The sequence below is a fragment of the Sphingobacterium puteale genome, from assembly GCF_003627955.1.
GTDB classification, from domain to species: domain Bacteria; phylum Bacteroidota; class Bacteroidia; order Sphingobacteriales; family Sphingobacteriaceae; genus Sphingobacterium; species Sphingobacterium puteale.
Map to the genome: position 1 here is coordinate 55,828 of NZ_RBWS01000003.1, position 14,545 is coordinate 70,372.

The following is a 14,545-nucleotide window of genomic DNA, read 5'->3' on the forward strand; positions in this document are numbered from 1 at the left end:
ATGATGTTTCTTGTTTAATAAAACTGTTTTATAGCCTTTGAAGTTCTGCTACATCTACCAAAGGTAGCCGGCATGGACCGAATCGCTAATATTGTCTAAATTATTAAATACGGATGAAAAAAATCCTTGTGTTAAATGGCCCAAATTTAAATCTATTGGGTGTTAGGGAAAAGTCAATCTATGGAAGTCAGGATTTCCTGAGTTATTTCGAGGAATTGAAAAAACGCTTTTCAACGATTCAACTGGAATATTTTCAGAGCAATTCCGAAGGGATATTAATTGATAAAATTCACGAGGTTGGCTTTGAGTACGATGGAATCGTAATGAATGCTGGCGCATATACGCATACCTCTGTTGCTATTGGTGATGCTATTGCCGCCGTTCAGACACCGGTCATTGAAGTTCACATCAGTAATGTACATCAACGGGAGGAATTTCGTCATCACTCTTTCTTGGCTAAAAATTGTAGGGGAGTGATTTGTGGTTTCGGATTGGATAGTTACCGGCTTGGCATCGAAGCCCTGTTAATTTAAAAACTTATTGGTAAAGCTTAGTTTAGTTCTCGTCAGCAATGCTGTAGGTATCATGAAACGCGTTGAAAATTAGCTTGGCTACTTCTGAAAAAAAGTATTTTAGTACAATCAGAATGTGAGGGGTAATTAATAAAAAAAGAAAAGCGGGAATTCCCGCTTTTCTTTTTTTTAAGGTATATTATGCAATAAGATTTCTTATTTCTATTTCATCTGCTTTGATCTGCGCTTTCATTTCCTCCAGTGAGTCAAAACGTTCATCGTGGCGGATAAAGTGAAGGAATTTGACGCGTAGTGTTTTGCCATAAATATCCTGATCAAAATCAAATAGACTGATTTCAATCGCACGATTCATTCCGTCAACCGTAGGCCTTGTGCCAATATATCCCATACCTTTAGCAATTGAAACAGGATTCTCTTCTTTATACTCCCCTGTAGTGATGTTTTGGATATGATTGTATATATAGACCTCAACGGCATAAATACCGTAGGCAGGGATGAGTTTATGAGGTTCGTGCACCTGTAGATTGGCTGTCGGAAATCCAATGGTACGCCCGATTTGATCCCCTCGGATCACAGTTCCTGTCAATTCAAAAGGATAACCTAAATATAGGTTGGCCGTTTTGATATCACCTTTAATGAGTGCTTCACGCACTCGGGTGGAAGAGACGGCAATATCATTGATATCCTGTTCTGGGATTTCGTCCACACTATAATCAAATATCGAAGCAAATTGTTCCAAATCGCCTAGTGAGCCTTTGCGATCTTTTCCAAAATGATGGTCATATCCGATAACAATCTTTTTAGTACCCAATTTTCCTACAAGCACATTGCTGATATATTCTTCAGGAGTTTGATTGGAAAAGTCCCGGGAGAAGGGGATAATGATAAGATGGTCAATACCGACCTTGCTCAGTTGACTTACTTTTTCCTCAATATCATTTATCAAACGTAAGCTATCATCATCCGGGTTAATAATTAACCGTGGATGCGGGAAAAAAGTAAGTAATATGGTTTCGCCGTTAATTTTTTGAGCAGCCTCTTTTAAGTGGACCAATATTTTTTGATGGCCAATATGAACACCATCAAAAGTACCGATGGTAACTACTGCATTTTCAACGGGGGAGAAATCTTCTAAACTTCTGTAGATTTTCATTTATTGGATTTTTTGCAAAAATAAGATAAAGAATCAATAAAGTGCACCGATGGGTTTATTTAATGATTTCCTTATGACGTTTTATTTCGGCGATAAGCTGTTCAAGATTCCAGGCGTTTTCAATCGTATAATCACCACTTTTGGTGCGTCTTAAAGAACTTAGGTGGGATCCACTATGTAATACTTTTCCAAAGTCGTATGCTAATGATCTGATGTAAGTGCCTTTTGAACAAGAAATGCGAAAATGTACATTCGGAAGTTCAATCTTCTCAATTTCAAAGCTATTGATCCGTACCTGACGAGATTTTATTTCAACCTCTTCACCGCGACGAGCTTTTGCATAGACACGTTCACCATTGATCTTTATGGCAGAATGTGCTGGAGGAAACTGTTGTATGTCACCTTCAAAGGTCTTAGCCGCATCAAAGATCATTTGTTCAGTAATATGATCGATAGGGAATAGCTCATCAATTTCTGTTTCCAGGTCATAGGAGGGGGTGGTTCCGCCCAATGTAATTGTCCCTGTATATTCTTTGTCTTCGGCCTGGTAGCTGTCGATCTTTTTTGTCAACTTACCTGTGCAGACAATTAGCAACCCCGTTGCTAAGGGGTCTAAGGTACCTGCATGGCCAACTTTTAGTTTTAATGGTTTCAGTGAGTTTCTGACTTTCCCAACAACGTCGAAACTTGTCCATGTTAAAGGTTTATCAATCAACAACATTTCGCCTTCAGCAAAATTAAACCTTGCTGAGTTTTCACCAACCTCTATATTCTCCATGAAAAAATTTTAGATAATTTGTAAACTATGACCCGAAAGAAGTAGTACGAGAATAACAACTCCAACAACTATTCTATACCATCCGAATGCCTTAAAACCATACTTGGTTAAAAATCCAATAAAAGATTTTATTGCAACAATTGCGACAACAAAACCAATGAGGTTACCTACAATAAGAAGATTAAGCTCTTCGCCTGTAAATGTATTTCCTTCTTTGAAGAATTTCAATAGTTTAACAGCTGAAGCGCCAAACATCATCGGCAAAGCCAGAAAGAATGAAAATTCTGCGGCTGCTTTACGTGTTAATTTTTCGGCCATACCACCGATGATGGTACTAGCGGATCGGGATGTGCCAGGAATCAAAGCCAGACATTGGTATACACCGATCATAAAGGCTTGCTTGTAAGAGACGTTGTCCGAATCTTCAACAGTAGGTTTATTAAACCATTTGTCGACAAAAAGTAGGACAATTCCGCCGATTACCAGCATAATCGCAACCATCAGCGGGCTTTCCAAAAGTGAATCGATAAAATCGTTGAAAAGTAATCCAAGTACCGATGCAGGAATAGCAGCGATCACCAACTTATAGTAAAATGAAAGCGATTTAAAGAATCGCTTGTAATATAAAACGAGAACTGATAAAATCGTTCCCAATTGAATGACAATCGTAAATAATTTAACAAATGCAGAGGGTTGAATACCCATCAGTGCAGTTGCTATAATCATATGACCTGTAGAGGAGACAGGCAAAAACTCCGTTAATCCTTCGATGATAGCAAGGATTATAGCTTCAATAATAGACATCTGTTTTTTATAAGATTATTCTTCAGTTTTAGTTGTTTTGGGGCGATACAGGATCGCTACAAATCCCAATGCAAAGCCGAGGACGACTACAATTGGCGCTAAAGTTATTTTGGTAAAACTATAGATATCAGTTTCACCGGACATCAGCGCAAAGCCAATGACGACAAGAACCAAGCTAGCTATAAAAAGCTGATAATTTACTTTTGAAAATACGAAGGAACCTTTATTTACAGATTCAGTAGATTTCTTTATTTGAGCCATTTTTATCTATATAAATCGTTAGATTGAGCTTTTAAATATTTAGTTACAGCGAAGTAGGTACTAAGCCCTGAGATTAAAATCCCGATGCAGATAACACCTAAGAAGATGATCGCAAACTCAAACCAGTTGCGTAAAAAGACCAATTCAGGTATTTGTTGTTGCGCTAATTTGAGCGTCAATATCAATAGTAGGATCGCAATCAGTGAACCCAGTAAACCATGGATAATACCATAAGTGATAAAAGGTTTACGAATAAAGTTTTTGGTCGCACCGATTAATTGCATGCTTTTAATTAAGAAACGCTGCGAGTAAATAGCCAAACGTATGGTGTTGTTAATTAATGCCACAGCGATAATCAATAAAATAACAGCAAAAGCCAAAACGATCATTCCGATGATACGCACGTTTTTATTGACCATATCAATCAGTGATTCCTGATAGACAACCTCTTTTATTTTGTTGTTTTTAGAGATTTTTTCGATGAAAGTCTTGATGCTATCCGTATTGGCATAATTCTCCTTCATATAGACATCCAATGACGGCAATAATGGGTTGTGGCCAAGGTACTGTACAAAATCTTCCCCAAGATCTTCTTTCAGGTTTTTGGCAGCAATTTCTTTGCTGATATAGACTGAGCGAAGAACATAAGGGTCTTTTTCAAGATCTTTTTGCAAAGAAAGTACATCACCTTCACTGGTGCCATCATTTACAATGACATTCAGGACAATGTTTTCTTTAACGTACTTTGAAAGATTTTTAGCGTGCACCAATAATAAGCCTAACATACCTGTTACCAATAGTACCAGTGCTATACTGATAACTGTGGATACATATACAGACTTTGTTTTTCTTTTTTGTGTGCTTAATTCGTATTCTGACATAATAAGCAAAAATTTATTTGCGAAAGTAACTAATTGAGCGGAAGATTTCGAATTTATCTTGTAATTACTTTGATAAAAATCAATTCGAATTTAGTTTTCTACCTATGTTTAAATAACTTTTCAATACTAGAATTTATTGTTCAAACTACAAAACTTTTATCACATTTCAGTATTAAAATCGTAATTTCGCAAGTCATAAAAATTCCTTACGAACAAAAATGGAGTATAATCACAAATCATTAGAGAAAAAGTGGCAGAAGTTTTGGGCGGATCATCAAACATATAAAACATCAGATGCGCATCAGAAGCCAAAATACTATGTGTTGGATATGTTTCCTTATCCATCTGGGGCAGGACTACATGTTGGTCATCCACTCGGATACATTGCTTCGGATATCTTTTCAAGATACAAACGACTGAAAGGCTTCAATGTACTGCATCCAATGGGTTATGATTCCTTCGGACTTCCTGCAGAGCAATATGCGATTCAAACGGGTCAACACCCTGCCGTTACAACTGAGGCAAATATCAATCGTTACCGCGAGCAGATGGACAACATCGGTTTCTCTTATGATTGGAGTAGAGAAGTTCGTACTTCTGAACCTGAATACTATAAATGGACGCAGTGGATTTTTATGAAATCATTCGGTTCTTGGTATAATAAAGAGACGGATAAAGCAGAACCCATTGATACATTGATTACGAAATTTTCCACAAATGGTTCTGCTGCTGTTCAAGCTGTTTCTGATGAAGATGTACTAGAATTCACTTCGGAAGAATGGAAATCTTTTGATGAAGAAAAACAACAACGTGAGTTGTTAAAGTATCGTATTGCTTATCTACGCGAGAGCACGGTCAATTGGTGTGCTGCTTTAGGGACAGTATTGGCTAATGATGAGGTAATCAACGGTGTGTCCGAGCGTGGAGGGTATCCTGTGGAGCAAAAGAAGATGATGCAATGGTCAATGCGTATCACTGCTTATGCCGATCGTCTATTAAAAGGTTTGGATACCATTGATTGGCCAGAGCCCTTGGTAGAAATGCAACGTAACTGGATCGGAAAATCCGTTGGAGCTTCGGTCAAATTCCCAGTTCCACAGTTGGACGCCGCAATTGAAGTCTTTACAACACGTGTGGATACTATTTTCGGTGTTTCATTTGTCGTTTTGGCACCTGAACATGAATTGGTTGCGGCGTTGACAACAGCTGAACAAAAAGCTGAAGTTGAAGCTTATATTGAGAAGACATCAAAAAAATCTGAACTAGATCGTATGGCCGATACCAAAACAGTATCGGGAGCCTTTACAGGTTCATTTGCTAAACACCCTATTTCAGGTCGTGATGTGCAGATCTGGATTGCAGATTATGTTTTGGCGGGATATGGCACAGGGGCGGTTATGGCTGTACCTAGTGGCGATCAACGTGATTATGTTTTTGCCAAGCATTTTAATTTAGAAATTATTCCGATTTCGGATACACAGCAGATTGAAGAAGAGGCTGATCCGAATAAGGATGGAAAATACATCAATTCTGATTTTATCAACGGTATGACCTATCAGGAGGCTGTGCCTGCGCTGATCGCGAAGCTGGAAGAATTGAAATTGGGTAAAGCGAAGATCAACTTCCGCATGCGCGATGCGATTTTTGGTCGTCAACGTTATTGGGGTGAACCTGTTCCAGTCTACTTTAAAAATGGTCTACCATACCTTATTAAAGAAGAAGAACTACCTTTATTATTACCTGAGGTTGATAAATACCTGCCAACAGAGTCTGGGGAACCTCCTTTAGGACGTGCTAAAGACTGGAAATATGAGGATCAGTATGAGTATGAGTTGAGTACAATGCCAGGTTGGGCAGGTTCTTCATGGTACTGGTTCAGATATATGGATCCAAAAAATGAGGGCAACTTTGCTTCCAAAGAAGCCGTTGACTACTGGAAAGCCGTTGATTTATACATCGGTGGTTCTGAACATGCCACAGGGCACTTGTTATATTCACGTTTTTGGAATAAGTTTTTAAAAGATCTTGGCTATCATAATGAGGAAGAACCATTCCGAAAATTGATCAATCAGGGTATGATTCAGGGACGTTCAAATTTTGTCTACCGTGTACTTGACGAAGAGGGCAGAGGAACCAATCAATTTGTTTCCTATGGCTTGAGAAATGAGTACAATACAATTCCTTTGCACGTAGATGTCAATATCGTGTCGAATGACGTATTGGATCTCGAAAAATTCAAAAACTTCAGACCTGATTTTGCGAATGCTGAATTTGTCTTGGAAAACGGTAAATACATTTGTGGTAGCGAGGTGGAGAAAATGTCTAAGTCGAAATTCAATGTCGTTAATCCGGATGATATCATTGAGACTTATGGTGCTGATACGCTACGTCTTTACGAAATGTTTCTGGGGCCGTTGGAGCAAGCCAAACCATGGAATACCAATGGTATCGAAGGTGTCTACAAGTTTCTTAAGAAAGTATGGCGTCTGTTTCACGATGCCGAAGGTAATTTTAATGTATCAGATGAAGAACCTTCAAAAGCTGAGTTCAAAGCTTTACATAAGATTATTAAGAAAGTGGAAGATGATATCGAGCGTTTCTCGTTCAACACGTCTGTTTCCGCCTTTATGATCTGTGTAAATGAACTAACCGATTTGAAATGCAATAAGCGCGAGATATTGGAGCAACTTGTTATTGTTCTCCAGTCTTATGCACCGCATATTACGGAGGAATTGTGGAACTTATTGGGGCATGGGGCAGGTACACTTTCTCAGGCAACTTATCCTACGTTCAAACCGGAATATCTAGTCGAGTCTGAATTTGCATATCCGGTCTCTTTCAATGGTAAGATGAAGTTCAATCTATCACTTGCATTGGATTTGGATCAACAAACCGTTGAAGAAACGATCAAGGCACATGCCGATGTACAAAGACATCTGGACGGTAAGCCAATTAAGAAGATTATTTTTGTAAAAGGGAAAATAATCAATATTGTAGCTTAGTCCATATAGCTATCAAAAATAAAAGCCATTTTGTCCCAGTGATAAAATGGCTTTTTTAGGCTAATACGTCCTGAAAGGCAATTGTTTTATCAAAAATTGATTTAGCGTACGGGCAATTCGGGACAATCTTGGCATCGTTTTTCCGGGCATAATCTACGGCTTCAAGTACGAGTTTTTTACCGACACTCATTCCTTTATATTCGTCATAGACCTCGGTATGGTCTATGGAAAACTCGTACTCACTCTGCCAGGTATATTCCAAAATCCCAGCCTCATTATTTTCCACTTCGGCGATGAAATTACCTCTGTCGTCTCTTTCGATATTTTTTACTTCCATAGTGTTTTTTTTCAAAATAACGTCCAAAAGATATTTTTGTTTTATCAAAGTTTTCAATTTTTACTTTGCCAGGTATACAATATGTTACTATCTACGAGCCTTGTCATTTTTTGAAATTCAGTGAGACGGCGACCGGATGCTGTGTGCGGCCTGTTGTTTTGTTACTAAACGGTGTTGCTACATTTAAGCATAAAAGAATGGGGTCTGTATGCTGGCCTCTACTGAATGTATTAAAAGGAATAAAAATGAATATCTTTTCCTTCGTGAATCTTAGAAGAATTAGGCGATCGACTATCTGATTTCTCCTATTTTTTTGTACCTTTGCAATTATCTCCTTAGAACACCTCGCATTTTTATCTTTTTCAACAAAGCTCTAAAGGTCCGAAACCTCCTCGGGAACATTTTATTTTAATCCATATTGAATGAGCAAAAGCCAAATTACATTTAACAAAAAAGAACGAGAAAAAAAGAAACTACTCAAAAAACAGCAAAAAATTGAGAAAAAAGAATTCAATAAAACAAACAACGACAAAGGAAAATCTTTGGAAGAATTGTTTGCTTATGTTGATGAACACGGGAACATCTCAGACAGACCTGCGATAAAATTGAAAGAAGGAGAGAGTCCAAGCATGACTTCAAACCATCATGATGAGTACTCTTTCGGAAAAGTTGTCCATTACAATGCAGAGTCCAATTATGGATTCATTAGAGACAATGATACCCAGCAATCTATCTATTTCAATGACCGTCTTGTCGGACAGAAATTGAACCTGAATCAGAAAGTGAAGTTTAAATTCAAAAGTGCTAAACAAGGCGCTCAGGTCACTGAAGTTTTGATCGAGTACTAGTAAAGGAAGATTCCGCTTGTGTTAAAAGCGTTGAATAATAAAGCCCTCAAGTACTTCTAAGTAGCGAGAAACTATATGGAAGCCAATCGAGGGCTTATTTTTTTGTTATCAACTGACAGCATAGCCTACTCCTTAAATTTTTAATCCCTTTTCCATTAAAGCCTGACTTAACAGGGGCAAAGATGCCTTTCCAAGGCCATGGAGCTTCAGTAGGTCTTTCACTGAGTACTGAGCTAGCTTTTCAAGTTGATCTACACCATGGTTTGACAGTGCATTTCTAGCAGGGCTACTCAAAAGAGCTAGAAAACCATCTTCAGGTTTCTTTTCCTTTTCGCATATTGGACATGTTGGGCAATCTGTACTCTTATAGAAGCTGTGCCCTTTACTACATGTTCTTTTGGTTTTGATTCTTGTCATGTGGCCTACATCTGCTAAATTAATCACCATATCAACACTATTATTCAATTATAGTTTTATTGAAAGTCTGTTTACCAATAAGATCTTCTAGGGGACTTTGGGCGTGAGCTTTTCTGAGCGTGTATTTTATATTCTTCCAGAACGTGTTTTTATTAGCTGTGGTTTAATTTTGTTTGCAAATCACATGATTGGTTCCATCGGAACTTTTTTTGATATAACGTGGCTGATGGAATAAAAAGTAAAATAGTCCTCCCATAAAATAGGCAATGACGTCATAGGGATCCCCCGTATTGTAGTCTGTGTAGCTAGGCATCAGGTACTCAAACAAGAGTGATACGATAGCCGATATCAACCAGATCTGGTATAATGGGTATCCATGCGGTTTTCCTTTATTGAATAGAAAGCTTCCCGTAATAGATGCGACATGGACAATAATAGGGACAAAGACAAGGTCCGTAAGCCAGCTGTTTAAAAATGGAATAGGAAAATGCTGTAGCCGTGTAAATCGAATAAAGAACCAGCATAACCAATAGAAAATAAATATACCGTCAAAAAGATTCTTTACTAATGCGCAAAGGAAATGGCGATCAACATAGCTATTGCTCCGCATACCATCAACGTTAAAAACATAAAAAAAGCTGTCTGTTTGCCGAATTTTTTCCAGGGGCTATCATTTGGATGGGTCGGAATAAGCGTCTGTTTTAGATCTAGATATTGATTTTTTAGCCAACTTTCTTTCTTTTCGTCTTTCATATTATCTTAATTTATCATTCATGACACAAAATTAGAACAATTGTTCTAATTTTGTGTCATGAATACGAAAGAAAAAATTGTAGCGGCGGCGCTAGAGGTATATAATCGGGAAGGGATACGTACTGTTACGACACGGCAGATTGCGCAGGAAATGGGTATTAGTGCTGGCAATCTCCATTATCACTTCAAACATACAGAAGATATTATCTTTACTATTTTTGAGGAGCTGCAACGCGACTATGACGAAATGGTGGTTTTATTTGATCAGAAAGATGCCACATTTCAGGAGTTATTGCAGGAATTTACGGAGGGCTCTTATCTGTTGATCAATAAGTATAAGTTTATTTTTGCCAATTTCGTCGAGATCTGTACTTGGATACCTGCTATTGGGGATGCCTACCGGACTCTTGTTGCACGACGTGAGGAGCGGTTCATTTCCCTCTTTGAGCACTACTCCAAATTGGGAATGTTTAGACAGGATATACCAATAGCCATTCTGAAGGGCTTTGTACGTCAGATTTTTATTATATCAGATTTCTGGTATTCGAGTTTTGCGGTATTGGGCGGTCGATTTGAATCGGATGCGTTGGAAGACTATCGACAAACGATAGAAGTGGCATTCTATCCATACCTTATTTAATTCCATATGCTGTTTATTGAAGCATTAAACATGACCGTATCTCCGATTTTAGTCCTTTGTTAAGGTGAAAATGGTTATTTCAGGTCGTGCATTAAAGCGGATGGGGATACTATGACCGAGGCCCCTGTTGATGTAGAGGGTTCGGTTGTCCAGTAGTTTTTTAATACCCTGATCGTAGTTTTTGTTCGAGACGGGGATAATGGGTGAACCCCAGAATGGGATCCGCACTTGCCCGGCATGTGTATGGCCTGATAAAATCCAGCCTTCATAGCCATTCCATACATCCAGATCAGCAACATCGGGGTTGTGGCAGAGGACAAGGCTCGCTTGGTTACGGTTGTAGTTCTGCATAGTTTTTACAGGGTCAAAGTTTGTTCCCCAATAGTCGTCCATACCATAGAGCTGTAGGCCATTTATATTCACACTTTCGTTTCTTAAAACAGTAATATGATACTTTTCTAGCAGTGTAGTGATTGAATCCGCTGCAGTACTGTCTTTAAAGGCTCTTCCATAATCATGATTTCCCAAGATGGCCAATGTCTGAAGTTTTCCTTTTGGTGCTAATTGCATGACTTCGTCGAGATCAGCGAGTGGGAGGGCATTGTGGACCAATCGGACAAAATCGCCTGTGTAAACAATAATGTCCGGATGTGTTATACCAACTTTCGCGAAGTTGTTTTTGATAAAATCTTTACTGACATAGTCACCGATGTGGATATCCGAAATCTGAACGAGCGTTTTCCCTTCGAGACTGCTAGGAAGGTTTTTTATGGGGAGTTTTAGCTGATCAAATTTGACCCAGTGTGGTTCGATCTGCCAGGCATAGTAACCGAGCAGAGCAGCGATCAAGGTTAGGGTAATAAAGGCTCTTTTAAAAAAACGTTTCTTCTTCATTGTGTTTTGGCTAGCCAGTTCGATTTGGTGATTTGCATATTCAGGCCCTTCCAGGTTTCATTGCCGATTGACGTTTCAGTTGTGGCGCCTTCATTGATCTGAAACCCTACACCCTCATAACATCTTATTGCACTCGTGTTCCAGTCATAAACGTTTAAATCCGCTTGATCGTAAGTGTTATCAACAAAGAGCAGTTTCAGCATTGCATTGATGGTTTTCTTGCCATAGCCCTTATTGCGTTCGGTATTGTCAGCAATCAATATGCGGGATAATCGTGGTATACTTCTTTCAAAGTTCAATTCACAATGCCCGATAACGTTGTTTGTTTCTGTACTCACAATTTTATAGGGACGGCGTTTGGGATCGTCAATATACTTTTTTAATTGTTCGTCAGTCACTGGAAATGAAAAATATGGACCTGCAAACTGCAGGAGTTCTTCTGGGGATTTGATCCAGGATTTGAAGCGGTCAAAGTCAGCTTCTTCAAATGGAAGCAATGTAATCATAGCCTTCTTGTTATTGATATTCGATTGGAGGGTTAAATTAGATAATTGTTAGACTCTTTCCTAAGAAATTCGTGTTTTTTACGAAATTTGTTCTGAATTCACCGATAGCAAGATTTTATGCCAACACTTGTATTAGACACCATTGTAAATGCACCAATAGAGATAGTTTTTGATCTGGCCCGCAGTATAGACTTACATATGTATTCTACTGGGAAGACAAATGAGAAGGCGATAGCAGGTGTGACCAGTGGGCTGATTGAAGCTGGGCAGACGGTTCAGTGGCAGGCAAAACATCTGGGTGTATATCAAACGTTGACGGTGCGGATCACAAAAATGGAAAAGCCCTATTTTTTCGAAGACAAAATGATACAAGGGGCATTTCAGTCGATGGATCATCAGCATCTTTTCGAAGAGCAGGCTGATGGTACGGTGCTGATGCGGGATGTGTTTAATTTTAAGGCGCCCCTGGGTCCTTTGGGGCGGTTTGCCGAATGGTCTTTCCTTACAAGTTATATGAGACGATTTCTTGAAGAGCGGAACCATATCATCAAGCTGGTTGCTGAATCAGGAGATTATAGCTGTTATCTCGAAGGGTAGGGTGGAGGATTGCTTTTTACATGTAGCTTGTGTGTGAGGTGTTTAATGGTTTCTCGCAATGATGCTGAGGTTTGGGTTTTCTTCTAAAAGCTGTTCCTGTAGAAAATCGAATGCACCTCTTTGGTTCATTGTCACCTGATGAATCTTGGAGAATTCATTGTAAAAATAGATGCGAAAACTATTCGGGCCACGGTGGTTCTGTATAATCTTGGTCTCTATACGGTGAATCTGACTGATCGGAATTTTTTTACTTCCAAAAAAAGGAAAAAATACAAGTTCATGCTCCTGAAAAAGGTACGGCGCAATAGTTGCATAGATGCGGACAAGTCTTCGGGTGTACCGCTGATAAATATCAAGGTCACGGCTATTGAGACCTCGTAGGGCAATAATAAATTTCTGATTTTTGGCGTAAACGAACCAACTGAGTCCGCCGAATAGTCCGCCGAAATAGACGAACAATGTACTCAAGAGCGGGAGGGACTTGTAAAAAAATGTCAGTTTATCTGAAGCAGCTGTCCACTTATCCAAAAAAATATAGAAGAAGAAGCCATAGCAAAGAAGAAACATTGCTATAAATAATCCAATAATGGCATTGCGGACTTTGCAGATTTTCCTTATCTCCGTTTGTAAAAATGAACTGTTGGTGGACGAATAACTTTCCATATAATAAATTAATAGTGTGTAGGCCTGTCTTTTGTTTTCAAATACGAGGGTATCTGGTTCCGTGCGATGATCGTTAGATTTGGATTTTCCTCCAGCAGCTGTTTCTGTAGAAAATCGAACGCAGCTATCTGGTGCATTGTTGTCTGATAGATTTTTGTAGCATCGTTATAAAAATAGACGTGGTAGCTGTATGTGTCGCGATAATTATGAACACATTTTGTTTCTATGCGTTTGATCTGATTGATTGGGATCTTTCTACATCCAAAAAGAGGAAAGAATATAAGTTCATTTTTACAGAAAATGTAGGGCGCAATGGCTGCATATCGCTGAGCAAGTATGCTTGTGTACTTTCGGTAGATGCCTAAGTCGTGGCTGTCGAGATGCTGTAGCACGCTAATATATTTCTGGTTTTTGATAGACAAGGCCCAACTTAATCCAGTAAATAGTAGGGTAGGGAATAGAAATATTGTGTAAAGAGATATGGTGGGGCTACGGTAAACAGTCTGCTTGTCTGTGCTAGCCAGCCACCTGTCCGAAAAAACATATAACCAGACAGCAAAGCAGACCAAAAAAAATACCATAAAAACTGCGATAGCATTGTTGCGGGCCTTTCTTATTTTTTTGATCTCGATCTGTATAAATAAACTGTCTTCAGCAGAATAATTATGCATATAATGAATTATGTAGTACAGCAAAGATAACAAGAAGTAAGATTGTTTGAATGTTTCTGTGTTTAAAGTTTCTGCTGTAGTTTTCACTTTTGTTTGGACTTTACGATTTGGATTGTATTTTGTAGATGTGATTTTTTTGTTTATTTAGATGGTGTTATTTTGTTGAAGAATAGTTTGTTTTGTCTTTTTTAATTATTTCCTGGCTGTTTTTTCATGTGGTAAATCTAGTGGTGCTGCACATGAAGCGCTTGTGCTACTTATAAAATATCGTTAGCGTAATGGAGGTAACGCAAGCTGGTGGGGAGCTGCTGATGATCGTTTGCTCCGTGCTAGATGATTGGAGTATGCCCATTTTTTAAGGTTTTTAAGATATCTTTTGGTTTGAGCTATGTCTTGCTGCTCTTGCTGTCTCTAAATGGCTCATGTCGCTTAAAAATGTGGTTAAATAAAGGGCGGCTGTGATGCATGCTGACGGATAGCTGCTAATGATCGTTTGCTCTGTGCTAGCTGATTGGAGTATACCCGTTTTTTAAGGTTTTTAAGACATCTTTTAGCTTGAGCCATGTCTGGCTGCTCTTGTTGCTTGCAAAGGGCTTGTATCGCTTAAAAATGTGGTTAAATAAAGGGTGGCTGTGACGTATGCTGGCTGATAGCTGCTGGTGATCGTTTATTCCCTTCGTTTGGAAATTGTGAAAGGTGTTTTGTCTGAAGCAAGCAAGCAAGCAAGCAAGCAAGCAAGCAAGCAAGCAAGCAAGCAAGCAAGCAAGCAAGCAAGCAAGCAAGCAAGCAAGCAAGCAAGCAAGCAAG

The 14,545-nt window shown here is 38.9% G+C and carries 18 protein-coding genes; 5 read left to right on the forward strand and 13 right to left on the reverse strand.

Translation table 11 applies throughout. The features are described from left to right. Nucleotides 1–113: 113 nt before the first annotated feature. Nucleotides 114–533 carry a type II 3-dehydroquinate dehydratase gene (gene aroQ, locus D7322_RS03955; RefSeq protein ID WP_121121532.1) on the forward strand — a complete coding sequence of 140 codons (420 nt, stop codon included), beginning with the start codon at nucleotides 114–116 and terminating at the stop codon, nucleotides 531–533. Between the two features lie 178 nt (nucleotides 534–711). On the opposite strand, the gene D7322_RS03960 is transcribed toward aroQ, so the two are convergent. From D7322_RS03960 to D7322_RS03980, 5 genes are read right to left on the reverse strand one after another with little or no spacing between them, the layout of a single operon-like run. Continuing rightward, entirely contained in the window at nucleotides 712–1,686 is a 975-nt protein-coding gene (locus D7322_RS03960; RefSeq protein WP_121121534.1) for a bifunctional riboflavin kinase/FAD synthetase, read from the reverse strand. Between the two features lie 55 nt (nucleotides 1,687–1,741). Next, complete coding sequence (gene truB, locus D7322_RS03965; RefSeq protein WP_121121536.1) at nucleotides 1,742–2,464, reverse strand: tRNA pseudouridine(55) synthase TruB; 723 nt, start codon at nucleotides 2,462–2,464, stop codon at nucleotides 1,742–1,744. Between the two features lie 9 nt (nucleotides 2,465–2,473). Beyond that, nucleotides 2,474–3,268 (reverse strand): undecaprenyl-diphosphate phosphatase, encoded by a 795-nt coding sequence (locus D7322_RS03970; RefSeq protein WP_121121539.1) that lies wholly within the window; start codon nucleotides 3,266–3,268, stop codon nucleotides 2,474–2,476. Nucleotides 3,269–3,283: 15 nt separating this feature from the next. Next, entirely contained in the window at nucleotides 3,284–3,529 is a 246-nt protein-coding gene (locus tag D7322_RS03975) for a DUF3098 domain-containing protein (protein ID WP_120258350.1), read from the reverse strand. 2 nt (nucleotides 3,530–3,531) lie between these two features. Next, nucleotides 3,532–4,410 (reverse strand): cell division protein FtsX, encoded by an 879-nt coding sequence (locus tag D7322_RS03980; RefSeq protein WP_120258349.1) that lies wholly within the window; start codon nucleotides 4,408–4,410, stop codon nucleotides 3,532–3,534. 218 nt (nucleotides 4,411–4,628) lie between these two features. On the opposite strand from D7322_RS03980, the gene leuS reads away from it, so the two are divergent. Beyond that, the gene (leuS, locus tag D7322_RS03985) at nucleotides 4,629–7,412 is read left to right on the forward strand and encodes a leucine--tRNA ligase (RefSeq protein WP_121121541.1); all 2,784 of its coding nucleotides are present in this window, start codon (nucleotides 4,629–4,631) and stop codon (nucleotides 7,410–7,412) included. Between the two features lie 55 nt (nucleotides 7,413–7,467). On the opposite strand, the gene D7322_RS03990 is transcribed toward leuS, so the two are convergent. Continuing rightward, the gene (locus D7322_RS03990; protein WP_120258347.1) at nucleotides 7,468–7,749 is read right to left on the reverse strand and encodes a GNAT family N-acetyltransferase; all 282 of its coding nucleotides are present in this window, start codon (nucleotides 7,747–7,749) and stop codon (nucleotides 7,468–7,470) included. 422 nt (nucleotides 7,750–8,171) lie between these two features. On the opposite strand from D7322_RS03990, the gene D7322_RS03995 reads away from it, so the two are divergent. Further along, nucleotides 8,172–8,597, forward strand: a complete 426-nt coding sequence (locus D7322_RS03995; RefSeq protein ID WP_108632237.1) for a cold-shock protein — start codon at nucleotides 8,172–8,174, stop codon at nucleotides 8,595–8,597. A gap of 132 nt (nucleotides 8,598–8,729) precedes the next feature. Here D7322_RS03995 and D7322_RS04000 read toward each other — a convergent pair whose 3' ends face one another. From D7322_RS04000 to D7322_RS28375, 3 genes are all read right to left on the reverse strand, one after another. Continuing rightward, a complete protein-coding gene (locus D7322_RS04000; protein WP_245971246.1) occupies nucleotides 8,730–9,044 on the reverse strand; it encodes an RNA polymerase alpha subunit C-terminal domain-containing protein in 315 nt (104 codons plus the stop codon). A 133-nt stretch (nucleotides 9,045–9,177) separates the two neighbouring features. Beyond that, nucleotides 9,178–9,624 (reverse strand): hypothetical protein, encoded by a 447-nt coding sequence (locus D7322_RS04005; protein ID WP_121121543.1) that lies wholly within the window; start codon nucleotides 9,622–9,624, stop codon nucleotides 9,178–9,180. Next, nucleotides 9,579–9,767, reverse strand: coding sequence for a hypothetical protein (locus D7322_RS28375; RefSeq protein ID WP_183078596.1), 189 nt, complete (start codon nucleotides 9,765–9,767; stop codon nucleotides 9,579–9,581). Before D7322_RS28375 ends, D7322_RS04005 begins: the two co-directional genes overlap by 46 nt. A gap of 58 nt (nucleotides 9,768–9,825) precedes the next feature. Here D7322_RS28375 and D7322_RS04010 point away from each other — a divergent pair, with 58 nt between their 5' ends. Further along, entirely contained in the window at nucleotides 9,826–10,407 is a 582-nt protein-coding gene (locus tag D7322_RS04010; RefSeq protein WP_121121545.1) for a TetR/AcrR family transcriptional regulator, read from the forward strand. Nucleotides 10,408–10,455: 48 nt separating this feature from the next. Here D7322_RS04010 and D7322_RS04015 read toward each other — a convergent pair whose 3' ends face one another. Together D7322_RS04015 and D7322_RS04020 are read right to left on the reverse strand one after the other, a co-directional pair. Beyond that, nucleotides 10,456–11,301, reverse strand: a complete 846-nt coding sequence (locus D7322_RS04015) for a metallophosphoesterase (RefSeq protein ID WP_121121547.1) — start codon at nucleotides 11,299–11,301, stop codon at nucleotides 10,456–10,458. Then, nucleotides 11,298–11,807 (reverse strand): GNAT family N-acetyltransferase, encoded by a 510-nt coding sequence (locus D7322_RS04020; RefSeq protein ID WP_121121549.1) that lies wholly within the window; start codon nucleotides 11,805–11,807, stop codon nucleotides 11,298–11,300. Before D7322_RS04020 ends, D7322_RS04015 begins: the two co-directional genes overlap by 4 nt. A 117-nt stretch (nucleotides 11,808–11,924) precedes the next feature. On the opposite strand from D7322_RS04020, the gene D7322_RS04025 reads away from it, so the two are divergent. After that, nucleotides 11,925–12,404, forward strand: coding sequence for an SRPBCC family protein (locus D7322_RS04025; RefSeq protein WP_121121551.1), 480 nt, complete (start codon nucleotides 11,925–11,927; stop codon nucleotides 12,402–12,404). Between the two features lie 42 nt (nucleotides 12,405–12,446). Here the strand turns inward: D7322_RS04025 and D7322_RS04030 are convergent, their stop codons facing one another. Then, nucleotides 12,447–13,067: a hypothetical protein gene (locus tag D7322_RS04030; RefSeq protein WP_121121553.1), complete on the reverse strand. Its 621-nt coding sequence runs from the start codon at nucleotides 13,065–13,067 to the stop codon at nucleotides 12,447–12,449. An 8-nt stretch (nucleotides 13,068–13,075) separates the two neighbouring features. Beyond that, complete coding sequence (locus D7322_RS04035; RefSeq protein ID WP_121121555.1) at nucleotides 13,076–13,738, reverse strand: hypothetical protein; 663 nt, start codon at nucleotides 13,736–13,738, stop codon at nucleotides 13,076–13,078. Between the last annotated feature and the right edge of the window lie 807 nt (nucleotides 13,739–14,545).

Coding starts and splice junctions, on each gene's coding strand:
- aroQ (WP_121121532.1), top strand. CDS start 114: ATGAAAAAAATCCTTGTGTTAAATGGCCCAAATTTAAATCTATTGGGT.
- D7322_RS03960 (WP_121121534.1), bottom strand. CDS start 1,686: ATGAAAATCTACAGAAGTTTAGAAGATTTCTCCCCCGTTGAAAATGCA.
- truB (WP_121121536.1), bottom strand. CDS start 2,464: ATGGAGAATATAGAGGTTGGTGAAAACTCAGCAAGGTTTAATTTTGCT.
- D7322_RS03970 (WP_121121539.1), bottom strand. CDS start 3,268: ATGTCTATTATTGAAGCTATAATCCTTGCTATCATCGAAGGATTAACG.
- D7322_RS03975 (WP_120258350.1), bottom strand. CDS start 3,529: ATGGCTCAAATAAAGAAATCTACTGAATCTGTAAATAAAGGTTCCTTC.
- D7322_RS03980 (WP_120258349.1), bottom strand. CDS start 4,410: ATGTCAGAATACGAATTAAGCACACAAAAAAGAAAAACAAAGTCTGTA.
- leuS (WP_121121541.1), top strand. CDS start 4,629: ATGGAGTATAATCACAAATCATTAGAGAAAAAGTGGCAGAAGTTTTGG.
- D7322_RS03990 (WP_120258347.1), bottom strand. CDS start 7,749: ATGGAAGTAAAAAATATCGAAAGAGACGACAGAGGTAATTTCATCGCC.
- D7322_RS03995 (WP_108632237.1), top strand. CDS start 8,172: ATGAGCAAAAGCCAAATTACATTTAACAAAAAAGAACGAGAAAAAAAG.
- D7322_RS04000 (WP_245971246.1), bottom strand. CDS start 9,044: ATGGTGATTAATTTAGCAGATGTAGGCCACATGACAAGAATCAAAACC.
- D7322_RS04005 (WP_121121543.1), bottom strand. CDS start 9,624: ATGCGGAGCAATAGCTATGTTGATCGCCATTTCCTTTGCGCATTAGTA.
- D7322_RS28375 (WP_183078596.1), bottom strand. CDS start 9,767: ATGAAAGACGAAAAGAAAGAAAGTTGGCTAAAAAATCAATATCTAGAT.
- D7322_RS04010 (WP_121121545.1), top strand. CDS start 9,826: ATGAATACGAAAGAAAAAATTGTAGCGGCGGCGCTAGAGGTATATAAT.
- D7322_RS04015 (WP_121121547.1), bottom strand. CDS start 11,301: ATGAAGAAGAAACGTTTTTTTAAAAGAGCCTTTATTACCCTAACCTTG.
- D7322_RS04020 (WP_121121549.1), bottom strand. CDS start 11,807: ATGATTACATTGCTTCCATTTGAAGAAGCTGACTTTGACCGCTTCAAA.
- D7322_RS04025 (WP_121121551.1), top strand. CDS start 11,925: ATGCCAACACTTGTATTAGACACCATTGTAAATGCACCAATAGAGATA.
- D7322_RS04030 (WP_121121553.1), bottom strand. CDS start 13,067: ATGGAAAGTTATTCGTCCACCAACAGTTCATTTTTACAAACGGAGATA.
- D7322_RS04035 (WP_121121555.1), bottom strand. CDS start 13,738: ATGCATAATTATTCTGCTGAAGACAGTTTATTTATACAGATCGAGATC.